The 10,413-nt window shown below is 70.0% G+C and carries 11 protein-coding genes; 3 read left to right on the top strand and 8 right to left on the bottom strand.

All coding sequences use genetic code 11. The features are described 5' to 3' along the window. The first annotated feature begins 143 nt into the window (after positions 1-143). On the top strand, positions 144-950 hold the full coding sequence (locus AB0B82_RS34885) for a fused MFS/spermidine synthase (RefSeq protein ID WP_360178703.1): 807 nt from the start codon (positions 144-146) through the stop codon (positions 948-950). Here AB0B82_RS34885 and AB0B82_RS34880 read toward each other — a convergent pair. Then, on the bottom strand, positions 913-1,443 hold the full coding sequence (locus AB0B82_RS34880; RefSeq protein ID WP_360178700.1) for a helix-turn-helix transcriptional regulator: 531 nt from the start codon (positions 1,441-1,443) through the stop codon (positions 913-915). The two genes, AB0B82_RS34885 and AB0B82_RS34880, sit on opposite strands and share 38 nt — an antisense overlap. Positions 1,444-1,492: 49 nt before the next feature. Here AB0B82_RS34880 and AB0B82_RS34875 point away from each other — a divergent pair, with 49 nt between their 5' ends. Continuing rightward, on the top strand, positions 1,493-2,353 hold the full coding sequence (locus AB0B82_RS34875) for an MOSC N-terminal beta barrel domain-containing protein (RefSeq protein ID WP_360178697.1): 861 nt from the start codon (positions 1,493-1,495) through the stop codon (positions 2,351-2,353). Between the two features lie 26 nt (positions 2,354-2,379). On the opposite strand, the gene AB0B82_RS34870 is transcribed toward AB0B82_RS34875, so the two are convergent. Next, a complete protein-coding gene (locus AB0B82_RS34870; RefSeq protein ID WP_360178694.1) occupies positions 2,380-2,850 on the bottom strand; it encodes a lamin tail domain-containing protein in 471 nt (156 codons plus the stop codon). 111 nt (positions 2,851-2,961) lie between these two features. Further along, positions 2,962-3,726 carry an MBL fold metallo-hydrolase gene (locus tag AB0B82_RS34865; RefSeq protein WP_360178691.1) on the bottom strand — a complete coding sequence of 255 codons (765 nt, stop codon included), beginning with the start codon at positions 3,724-3,726 and terminating at the stop codon, positions 2,962-2,964. Positions 3,727-3,808: 82 nt separating this feature from the next. Between AB0B82_RS34865 and AB0B82_RS34860 the strand changes: the two genes are divergently transcribed. Continuing rightward, positions 3,809-4,774, top strand: coding sequence for a helix-turn-helix domain-containing protein (locus AB0B82_RS34860; RefSeq protein ID WP_360178688.1), 966 nt, complete (start codon positions 3,809-3,811; stop codon positions 4,772-4,774). Here AB0B82_RS34860 and AB0B82_RS34855 read toward each other — a convergent pair. The 5 genes from AB0B82_RS34855 to AB0B82_RS34835 all read right to left on the bottom strand — a co-directional run bounded on the left by AB0B82_RS34855 (position 4,750) and on the right by AB0B82_RS34835 (position 10,013). Continuing rightward, positions 4,750-5,010, bottom strand: a complete 261-nt coding sequence (locus tag AB0B82_RS34855) for a hypothetical protein (protein WP_360178686.1) — start codon at positions 5,008-5,010, stop codon at positions 4,750-4,752. The two genes, AB0B82_RS34860 and AB0B82_RS34855, sit on opposite strands and share 25 nt — an antisense overlap. A 74-nt stretch (positions 5,011-5,084) precedes the next feature. Then, positions 5,085-7,031 carry a hypothetical protein gene (locus AB0B82_RS34850; protein ID WP_360178683.1) on the bottom strand — a complete coding sequence of 649 codons (1,947 nt, stop codon included), beginning with the start codon at positions 7,029-7,031 and terminating at the stop codon, positions 5,085-5,087. A gap of 231 nt (positions 7,032-7,262) precedes the next feature. Further along, the gene (locus AB0B82_RS34845; protein ID WP_360178680.1) at positions 7,263-8,249 is read right to left on the bottom strand and encodes a CAP domain-containing protein; all 987 of its coding nucleotides are present in this window, start codon (positions 8,247-8,249) and stop codon (positions 7,263-7,265) included. Positions 8,250-8,423: 174 nt separating this feature from the next. After that, positions 8,424-9,248: a CAP domain-containing protein gene (locus AB0B82_RS34840; protein ID WP_360178677.1), complete on the bottom strand. Its 825-nt coding sequence runs from the start codon at positions 9,246-9,248 to the stop codon at positions 8,424-8,426. Positions 9,249-9,350: 102 nt separating this feature from the next. Further along, positions 9,351-10,013, bottom strand: coding sequence for a GNAT family N-acetyltransferase (locus tag AB0B82_RS34835; protein WP_360178675.1), 663 nt, complete (start codon positions 10,011-10,013; stop codon positions 9,351-9,353). Between the last annotated feature and the right edge of the window lie 400 nt (positions 10,014-10,413).

Raw genomic sequence — 10,413 nt, 5'->3', positions numbered from 1 at the left:
ACCCGCTACGACAAACTCGCCGTCGTCTACCGCGCCGCCGCCGTCCTCAACGCAGTCATCGCCTGGACCCGACATTTGTCAGACATGCTCTAGTTGCTCACACCGCCGCGGGTCTGCGCGGAGCCGGCTGCGATGATGTCCGAGTGGAACGTCGGGTCGGGTCCGGGCTGGCCAGTGTGGAGGTACAGCACGACGGGACGTTCGTGCTGCGCGTCGACGGATCGCCGCAGTCACAGGTGGATCTGGCCGCCCCGGAGAACCTGCCCTTCGAGTACATGCGCCGCATCGGCGACGTCGTGGACGCCGTCGCGCCGCGCCGGCAGCCGGTCGCCGTACTGCACGTCGGCGGTGCCGCGTTGAGTCTGCCGCGGTACGTCGCGGTCACCCGGCCGCGGTCGCGGCAGATCGTGCTGGAACCCGACGAGGACCTCACCGAGTTCGTCCGCGAGGCGCTGCCGTTGCCGAAACGCTCCGGGATCAAGGTGCGGCCGGTCAGCGGGCGAGCCGGGATCGGCGCGGTGTACGACGACTCCGTCGACCTGGTGATCCTGGACGCGTTCGAGCACGAGGCCGTCCCGGCGAACCTGGTGACTGCCGAGTTCTTCGCCGAATGCGCGCGGGTGCTGCGGCCGACCGGCGTACTGGTCGCGAACCTCATCGACGGCACGGCCGGTCTGCCGTTCATCCGCCGTACCGCGGCGACCGTGCAGCAGGCGCTCGGCGGTGGCGTGCTGCTCGCGGAGCGGAAGATCCTGCGGGGCAAGGGATTCGGCAACGTCATCGTGGTCGCGTCGCGGCAGCCCGTCCCGGACCTGACGGCGGCGGGCCGACGAGCCCAGCCGCCGTACGACGTGATGCCGCTGGCGGAGCTGGCGGGGAAGGCTCAGCCGCTGACCGATGCGGAAGGTTTCGTCACGCCGCGCGCGCCGGCCGCGGTCTTCCGGAGCTGACCCGCTCCACCGCGCGCGTCACCGCGGCGCGCTCGTCCGCGGTAGCGCCGACCGACCGGACGAGGTGATCGAGCCGGTCGCGGCCGGGCAGTCGGCTGCCGTGGAACCAGGCCTGGATCGTCGCCCGCGGAATCCCGGTCTGCTGCTCGAGCACCCGGAGCGATCGCGGCCGCGCCAGGGCCGCCAGCGCAGCACCCAGGTCTTCGAGGCTGTCCGCGTTCTCCAGCAGGTTGACGAGGTCGCGCGGGTCGCGGCTCGCCTCCTCCCACCGCCGGAGCCACACCGGCATCAGGTCGGCCGGGACGCCACAGCCGTGGAGATACGCGGCCGTCACCTCCCACGTGGGCAGCTGCTTGCCGTTGGTCGCCCGGACCAGGTGAGGATGCGAGTAGTGCGCGCGATCCGCCAGTTGCCGGTAGCTCAGCCCGGCGTGCCGGCGGACCCGCTGAAGGGCTGCGGCGAACTTCTCGACCTGCTGCACGTGATCAAACATAACTCAACATGATTCAACAGGACAAGCTCTTCCGGTTAGGCTGTCGTTCGTGTCTGTCGCGAAGGTTGCCGCTCTGAGTTACTACCCGGTGAAGGGCCTGGCCGGGATCTCCGTCGAGACTGCCGAAGTGGGGCCCATGGGGCTGGTGAACGACCGGTTGTTCATGCTGGTCGAGCCAGGTGGGTCGTTCCTCAGCCAGCGCAAACTGCCGGCCATGGCGACGTTGCGCGCCGAGGTCGTGGGTGACGCGCTGCGGCTGTCGGCGTCCGGTGCGCCGGACCTCGAGGTCGAGATCGTGTACGACGGGAAGCGCCGGGATGTCAGCCTGTTCGAGAAGTGGTTCGGGCTCGGTGTCGTGCAGGATCCAGCCGCCGACGCGTGGTTCACCGAACGGCTCGGGACGCCGGTGGCGCTGGTCCGGGTGACACCCGAGCACGAGCGACCCGGGTGGGGCGTGAATCGCGGGCAGACCGGGTTCGGTGACGCCCACGCGCTGATGATCACGTCGCAGGCGTCCCTCGACGGGTTGAACGCGCGCATCCTGGAGCGCGGCGGCGCCGCGATCCCGATGAACCGCTTCCGGCCGAACCTCGTCGTCGCCGGCTGGGACGAACCGCACACCGAGGACCGGGTCCTGCGGATGCGTGCCGGCGCCGTCGAGATCGGGTACTCCGCGCGCGGCATCCGGTGCGCCGTACCGACCGTGGACCAGGCGACCGGCGCCAAGTCCGGGCCGGAACCGACCCGGACGCTGGCGACCTACCGGCGCGAGCCCGCCTACGGCGGCGGGGTGAGCTTCGGCGTCAAGGCCGCGGTGCTTGCCCCGGGCACCATCCGGGTCGGTGACGAGGTCGTCGTCCAGGAGTGGATTCCCGACGGCACCGACCCGGCGCCGGCGACTCGCGCTTAGCAGCCTTCAACAGCCTTCGGCAGGCTTCAGCAGCCGACGCGGTAGCGGCCGGTGACCGCCTTGTAGGTGCAGGTGTCGAACATCTTGCCGGCCGGGGTCTGGAAGCGGGCGGTGTCTCCGGTGTTGTTCCAGATGTAGTTGCCCTGGTTCCAGTACAGCGTCAGGGCGCGGTTGCGGTTCTTGCCGGTGCGGACGATCACGGTCGACCGGCCCGGCAGGACGTAGCCGCGCGGGAACACGAACACGTGGTTGGCGGCGTCCAGCACGCGGAAGCCGGACAGGTTGATCGGCCGCGTGCTGATGTTCCGCACGGTGAAGAACTCGTTGTTCAGTTGGGCATTGGTGCGGACGTCGGGCCCCGGCGGGTCGTACTGGATCCCGCTCAGCACCACGGTGATCGCGGCCTCGGCCGGGAGTGGTGCGAGCGCCGCCGTACCGGCCAGCACCACGGCCGCCGTGGCAGCGGAAAAGAGCGCGCGAAAGCGTCGTACGAACACAGGTATTTGCCCCCTTGGCGATGGGCCAGTTCCCCCCGGCCCGAATGAATGCAGATGCCGGTCGCACCGGCGGAGGCACGCTATCGGTCACGCTCCGTGCTCGTCAAGTGCTCAATCAAGGTTGGCGGTGACGCCGTGTTGCAGAGTCGTCAGGCCGCCGGACAGGCCGGCGTCTTGGAAGGCGGCGGCGAAGCGGTCGGGACCTTCGGTGAAGTGGGACCAGCCTTCGGTGTGGACGCCGACGACGGTCCTCGCGCCGAGCAGGCGGGTTGCTTCGACGGCGTCCGTGGACGTCAGCGTGAGGTTGGCGCCGTCGAGCAGCGCGGTGCGTGCGGCGCCGGCGAACAGAACGGCGATGTCGATCGACGGGAAGCGGTCGGCGATCTCCTTCACCAGGCCGAGTGACGCGTTGTCACCGGAGACGTAGACGGTCGGCAACCCGTCGCCCGCGAGGACGAAACCGGTCACTGCGCCGAGCAGCTTCTCCGCTCCGTCTGGTCCGTGCAGGGCGGGTACGGCGGTCACGGTGATGGCGCCGCCGTCCGGGCGTGGCAGCTCGACGGACTCCCAGTACTGCAGGCCGCGAACGCCAGGGATGCGTTCCGCCGCGTCGCGCGTCGAGAGCACGGTGGGGATGGTCGGCAACAGTTCGCGTCCTGCGTCGTCCAGGTTGTCCTTGTGCTGGTCGTGCGACAGCAGGACGACGTCGATCGGGCCGAGGTCCGCGGCCGGGACTGCCGGGCCGGTCAGCTTGGTCATCACCCGGCCGCCCGGAAGGTGGTACTCCCGCGGCTCGTCGAAGGCCGGGTCGGTCAGGAAGGCGAGGCCGCCGAGGTTCAGGACGACGGTCGGGCCGCCGATGTGCGTGATCTCCATGGCCACGATCTTCCGGCGTGGGACACGGGTTCACCATTGGCCCGGGAGCCACAGTTCCCGAAGATCGGGCCATACTAGGTGGATGACCGAATCACCGCGGACCGTCGCCGTGGTCGCGTACGACGGGATGAGCCCGTTCCACCTGTCCGTCCCGTGCCTGGTGCTCGGCGAACGTCGTGGCGCGCCGCCGCGGTACGACGTCCAGGTGTGCGCCGAGGAACCGGGCTCGTTGCGGACCAACGCCGGGTTCGGGATCAGCGTGCAGCACGGGCTCGAGGCGATGGACCGGGCCGACGTGGTGGTGCTGCCGAGTTGGCATCCCGGCCGCGATGCCTCCGACGTACTGCTGACGTCGATCCGCAGCGCCCATGCACGCGGGGCGACCGTGGTCGGGCTGTGCCTCGGCGCGTTCCTGGTCGCGGACAGCGGGATCGCCGACGGGCGCGAGGTTGTGACGCACTGGCGGTACGCCGACCACCTGCGGGCGCGGCATCCGGAATTGACCGTGCGCGCCGACGTGCTGTGGTCCGATCAAGGCGACCTGATCACATCGGCGGGTACGGCGGCCTCGCTGGACTGCTGCCTGCACCTGGTACGGACCCATCACGGCGTCGAGTTCGCGCAACAGGTTGCCCGCGACATCGTCGTCGCGCCGCATCGCAGCGGATCGCAGGCGCAGTACATCCCGGTGCCGGTGCCACCGGATCCGGCCGACGACGTGATCGAAAAAGCGATGGTGTGGGCGCGGGAGCGGCTCGACCAGCCGGTGTCACTCGACGAGTGGGCGGCCGCGGTGGCGCTGTCGCGTCGCACGTTCACCCGGCAGTTCCGGGCGCGGACCGGGAGTTCGGGGCAGGCGTGGTTGCTGCGGCAGCGGCTGGACCGGGCGCGATTGTTGCTGGAGACAACGGATCTGCCGATCGAGCGGGTCGCCGCGGAGAGCGGGTTCGGGAGCAGCGACGCGTTGCGGCACCACTTCCACAGTGTGCTGGGGACGACGCCGCAGCGGCATCGGCAGGAGTTCTACAGCAGCACGAGCAGGACGTAGATCACCGGCGCCGCGAACGTCACGAGCAGGATCCACGCCATCATCCGATGCGCGGGTTTGCCACGGTCGAGCGCGGACGCGAAGTACAGCACGGCGCCTTCCTCGGTGTGCCGGCTGAGCCCCATCCGCTTGGCTTCCTCGGGGCGCGGGTCCGGTCGCTCGGCCGCGAGCGCGTCCGGATGAATCCCGAAATGCGCCGGCTGGACCCGATCCACGTCATCACGCTCGGAAAACATCCAGCCTCCCCCGGGTTGGTGGACCAGGTCGCATCACCATGGTCCCACCAACCCGCAGGATCAGCCCGCCAATCTCAGGAGAAGTTGGCTACCCAGACGTCGCGGTTGCCGCGTACAAGGCAGGTGATGAGGAACACCGTGCACGGTTTGTCGTTGCCGAAGCCGACACCGAGCGTGGTCAGGTTGCAGTTCAGCACAGTGCTGCGTGACGTCTGCATCAGGCGGTCGTACGCCTTCTGCGCGTTCATCTTGTCTCCGCCGGCACCGACCTGCGAACCGGACGAGTCATCCATCCCGCTGCCGGTCTTGGCCCGGCTGCCGGCCGTCCCCCTGGCGCTGTTGGTGAGGCCGGGGTCTTCCTTCAGCGGAGCACAACCGTTGTCCTGGCGAGCGCTGTCGATCATGTCGAACAGCTGCTGCTCGTTCGAGTTCATTCCACCGTCGACCGGGGGTGGCGGCGGGGGCGGCGTGCTGGTGGTGGTCTGGGACGGCTTCGGAGGAGCGACCGTGGTGCCCGGCGTGGTCGGGGTGTTGCTGGGCGTGGGCGCCGTCGAGCTCGGGGCGACCGTGGGGGTGCGGGTCGGCTTGGAGGTCGGCGTGTCCGTCGGCGTCGTCGTCGGGCTGTTGGTCGGGGTCTCCGAGGGTGTGCTCGACGGCGTGGCGCTCGGGGTGGTCGTCGGGGTCGCAGTCGGCGGGACGGTCACCTTCGCGGACGGGGTCGAGACGGCCGGTTTGGTCGTCGGGGTGATGTACGTGTCGTCGGTACGCGTGACGATCGGGACCGATGCGTCGGCCTCGTCGTTCTGCGGCTGGTGGAGCAGGATCCACGAGATCGGCGTGATCACCAGGATCACCGACGCGAGCGCGATCACGGTCCGCCGACCGCGCGAGGCCCGCTCACCCGCGGCCGCGCGCGCCGCCGTACGCCGCCCGGGCCCACGACTTCCAGATCCACTGCCACCAGGTCCACTGCCACCAGGTCCATTACCGCCAGGTCCATTACCGCCGGACCCACCGGCCCGGCCGGCACCGGACCCGCTCGCCACATGCTCCGCACCAAGCCCGGCACCGGACACCTCGGCGTGCACGTCTGTAACCTCGACACCCGAACCGAACGCCGAAGCCCCGGAACCGGAGGAGCCAAGCCCGGAGGAGCCGAGCCCGGAGGAGCCGAGCCCGGAGGAGCCAAGCCCGGAGGAGCCAAGCCCGGAGGAGCCGAGCCCGGAGGAGCCGAGCCCGGAGGAGTCCGTGCCCGAGGCACCGAAGCCGTCAGCAGCCGCGCCCGAGGTGTCAACGGCGGAGGACCCTGCGCCGGATGCGCCGGATGCGCCGGATGCGCCGGATGCGCCGGATGCGCCGGATGCGCCGGATGCACCGAGGCCGGTGGTGCCCAGGTCGGCGGCCGCCGCGGCGGCGGCGGCGGAGCGGCGGCGGTCGGCGGTGGCGGCCAAGTCGTTGGCGGCCGAGTTGGCCGCGGCGTTCCCGGTGCTGGTACCGCGGGTGGGCTTGGGGTCGGTGGGGCTGCCGGCCAGGGAGGCCCAGTCGTCCGCAGCCCGGCGGGAGGACCAGGTGCCGGCGGTTTCGCCCAGCGGCGCCTCGGAACGCTCGGCCGCGCGACGCCCGCGACTCGGCTCCGCGTCCGCACCGGTGAGGGGTTGGTCCACCCAACTTGGGCTGCCGGCGGGCTTGTCCGCACGGGTGGGGAGGCCAGACGTGGTGTCCGGGGCGGTGTAGCTGGGCAGGGCGCCGCGGGGGGCGTACTGCGGGGTGGCCGGGCGGGACTGCCCGCTGCCGGCCCAGAACGGGGACTCGCTGGACGTGCCGCCCTTGGGCGCACTTGCCCAGAACGGGGACTCGTCGCTGCTCCGCGGCGCATAGCGCGGCGGCTCGGGCGGTGTGGTCGGTGTGGTCGGGGTGCTTTCCGCGGGCGGGGTGGGCCGGCTGCCGGATCGCGACGAGCGGGACGTCGCTCGAGTCGCCTTCCGACGTGCTTTGGACCGGCCGTTGCCGGACTCGGACATCAGGTCGTTGTTCCCTTCGAAGTCGCGCCCCCAGGATCTACCCGCCGCGACCGGCCGTGAATCGGCCGGACATTGTGACCGTGAGACAACGTTCCGGCCACACTCGGTGCTCCAGGCACAGTGACAACCGCACTGACCAACTCAGTGCTCAACTCAGTGCTCAGCCCAGTGCTCAGCCCAGTGCTCAACTTGGTGCTGAACAGCGTGTGGATTGGCATCGCCACCAGGTCCTCAGCTCCGGCCGAAGTCCTGGACCCAACTGCCGGGTCCCCAGTCCGGCCGCACCTGGCCGGGGTCGTACCCGATACCGATCGTGGTGAACCGGCAGTTCAAGATGTTCTTGCGGTGGCCGTCGCTGCGCATCCACGCGGCGACGACCTTCTGGGCGCTGTCGTAGCCGGCCGCGATGTTCTCGCCCCAGCTCGACCCGCGGTACCCGGCGGCCGCCATCCGGTCGCCTGGGCCCTGTCCCTCCGGGTTCGTGTGATCCATGTAGTGCCGCCGGACCATGTCCGACGCGTGCCGGCCGGCTGCCTCGACGAGCGCGCTGTCCAGCCGCAGCGGGCGGCAGCCCTGCTGCTCACGGATCTGGTTCGTGTACTCGAGGACCTGCCGTTCCTGCGTGTTCGTTCCACCGCCGCCCACCGGCTGCTCCGGGGAGTCGCTCGGGGTCGGGCTGGTGCTCCGCGTCGTGGTCGGCGGCCTTGTCGGCCTCGTCGTGGTCTTGGTCGGCTGCGGCCGATCAACCTCGCCGTCGGTACTGCGTGGCGCCGTCGGCCGCACCGTCACGGTGGTGACCGCGACAGTCGGCGTCGTGGATGTGGTGGCCGTCGTGGACGTGGTGCTCGGCGTATCGCTCGGAGTCTCGGACGCGGTCGGCGTACTGGACGACGTCGACACCGCGGCACCCTGCGCCGGTGTACCGATGACGGCCGTGGTCGTCCGGCCGTCGGCCAACGTCTTGGTGACGGTGATCAGCGGAATCCCGGCAGTGGTCGCATCGACGGTCGATCCGCCGTCGACGCGGGTGTCCTCGGCGACGTTCAGCACCTTGGCGGTGTCGTCGACCCGAGTGGTGTCCCGCGACATCAGCCAGACGACCGGGCCGATCGCGACCAGCACCGACAGGGCGCTGACGATCGGGCCGACCAGGCCACGGCTCCGCCGAGGAGCTCGTCGACTGCCGCGGTGCCGCCGGGGGGTAGGCGAATCCGTCATGGATGGGCGAATCCTCTTCGTTTTCGTACCGAGTTGCGCGTCGTTCCCCGTGGTCCAGCCAGGTCCCCCCCTGGTTCACCGAACAGCGACCTTAACCGACACGCGAGGTCACCGTTACAGAGCTCTCCGCCCTCTTAACGAATCCTGAAGAAAACGATTGACTGAACTCGCGCGTCAGCCGCCGAAATCCTGCACCCAGCTGCCACCGCCCCATTCGGGCTTCACCTGACCGCTGTCGTAGCCGATGCCGATCATCGTGTACGAGCAGTTCAGGATGTTCGCGCGATGACCCGCGCTGTTCATCCAGCCTTCGACGACCTTGGCCGGACTCGAGTACCCGACGGCGATGTTCTCGGCCATCGCGCCGCCGCTGAACCCGGCCGCCTTCATCCGGTCGAAGGGACTGCGGCCGTCCAAGCTGTCGTGCGCGAAGTAGTGCCGGTCGACCATGTCGGCGGCATGCGCCTCGGCGGCCTGCGTCAGGGCCTTGTTGGTGCGCAGTGGCCCGCAGCCGGCCTTCGCCCGCTCCTGGTTGGTCAGGGCGAGTACCTGCGATTCCGCCGGACCGGATCCGCCGACGGGTTTCGACGTCTTGGTGGTCTTGGTCGGCGACGGCGTGGCGGACCGGGTCGTCGTGGTCGTCCTGCTCGGCTTGGGCGTCCGCGTCGCGCCGCGGCTCGGCGCCGTCGTCGATCGCGTCGGCCGCGGGCTCTTCGTGGCCGTCCGCGTCGGTGTCCTTGACGGTGTGGCCGACGGTGTGCGCGTCGGCGTACGGGTCGGGCTGTACGTCGGACTCGTCGCGCGCGCCGGTGACCCGGCGGACCCGCTGTCGGCCGGGGTGGTGGCGGGCGCGACCGGTTCGTCCTGGCCGGTGATCCGGCCGTCGACGGGCTCACGCATGACGAACCAGCCGACTCCGGCGATCAGCACGAGTGCGGACAGGGACGCGAGCAGCGGGCCGACGACGCCGTGGCGGGCCGGTCTTCTGTGGTTCGTCATGTCCGCCAGCCTTGCCCGGGGCAGCGCTTACCCATGCGCGCGGCGGCCGCGTTTTACAACGGTTTGACTATCCCAATCGTTCGATTCACGACAGTGGGTGAGTCAGCGACAGCGGGCGATGACGATGTCGGAGATCACCTTCCAGCCGAGACTCCGGTACAGCCGCAGGCCGTCGATCGACGCGATCAAGATGCCGCGCTTGGCGCCCTTCGCCGCGGCCGCCTCGACCAGCGAGGCCATCACCGCGCTGCCGAGCCCGCGCCGACGGTGCGCCGGTTCGGTCTCGATCCGGTCCGCGACCGCGTCCTCACCGACAACCGCCATCCGGCCGCTGGACACCACGCCGCCGTGGATCGTGGCCCGGCAGATGATCAGGTCGTCCTCGAGTTCGGTGTGCAGCGTGTAGCGGTCCTGCAGCTTCATCGCCGGTTGCTCGGACAGCTGGATCGTCATCAGCCAGTCCTGGTCCTGCTGGACCTCCAGCCCGAGACCTTCCAACTGCTCGATCCTGGCTTCCTTGTCGTCGGTCGCCAGCGTGATCCAGCCCGAGCCGCGTCCGCCGCCGTCCGCGAGGGCCAGCCGGGCGGCCCGTTCCACGCGTTCGGGTTTGTCGTCGGCATCGAGAACGACGTACTCGGTCGGCCGGTTCTCCTCGCCCGCGCGGACGATCAGAATGCCGTCGTCTTCCTCCTCGACCCTGGTCCAGCCCCGCGAGACGGACCACCCGGCCTGCCAACGGCGGACGAGTTCCTCACGATCTCTCACCCGTCGATTCAAGCAGCCCGGCCGCGCCACGGCGAGGGGAACCGGTGTCGTGTGTCACCAACTGGCCGTAAATCATCGCCTGCAGCCAGTAATCGGATCTTCTGACTGACGTATGGGTCGGGCGCCGCCGGAGGAGGGTGGCCTGCCGGGCTGCGGCACGCTCGCGGGGTGATGAGGGGCGGGGTGATGAGGGGCGGGGTGATGAGGTGGTGGGGATGGTGAGGCGTGGGGTTGTTGTAGCCGTGGAACTTAGGAGGGTTTTCGCCATATGAGGGGCATAATCCTCCACTGTCGTGCGGAAATCGCTCCTAGATGATTGATGCGCGGCCCGAAGGTGTGCACGCTCGACAGTTAGTGTGGTGCGGGGCGGGTGTGTTCGGCGCCTGGTTCACGCTCAGCT

The organism is Kribbella sp. NPDC048915, from assembly GCF_040649595.1.
In the GTDB taxonomy this organism is placed as follows: Bacteria; Actinomycetota; Actinomycetes; order Propionibacteriales; family Kribbellaceae; genus Kribbella.
Note: the sequence above shows the minus strand (reverse complement) of the source record. Positions and strands in the feature narration are given on the sequence as shown.

Bases quoted from the DNA above. Each gene is read 5' to 3' on its own strand.
- AB0B82_RS34880 (WP_360178700.1), bottom strand. From the start codon at position 1,443: ATGTTTGATCACGTGCAGCAGGTCGAGAAGTTCGCCGCAGCCCTTCAG.
- AB0B82_RS34865 (WP_360178691.1), bottom strand. From the start codon at position 3,726: ATGGAGATCACGCACATCGGCGGCCCGACCGTCGTCCTGAACCTCGGC.
- AB0B82_RS34860 (WP_360178688.1), top strand. From the start codon at position 3,809: ATGACCGAATCACCGCGGACCGTCGCCGTGGTCGCGTACGACGGGATG.
- AB0B82_RS34855 (WP_360178686.1), bottom strand. From the start codon at position 5,010: ATGTTTTCCGAGCGTGATGACGTGGATCGGGTCCAGCCGGCGCATTTC.
- AB0B82_RS34850 (WP_360178683.1), bottom strand. From the start codon at position 7,031: ATGTCCGAGTCCGGCAACGGCCGGTCCAAAGCACGTCGGAAGGCGACT.
- AB0B82_RS34845 (WP_360178680.1), bottom strand. From the start codon at position 8,249: ATGACGGATTCGCCTACCCCCCGGCGGCACCGCGGCAGTCGACGAGCT.
- AB0B82_RS34840 (WP_360178677.1), bottom strand. From the start codon at position 9,248: ATGACGAACCACAGAAGACCGGCCCGCCACGGCGTCGTCGGCCCGCTG.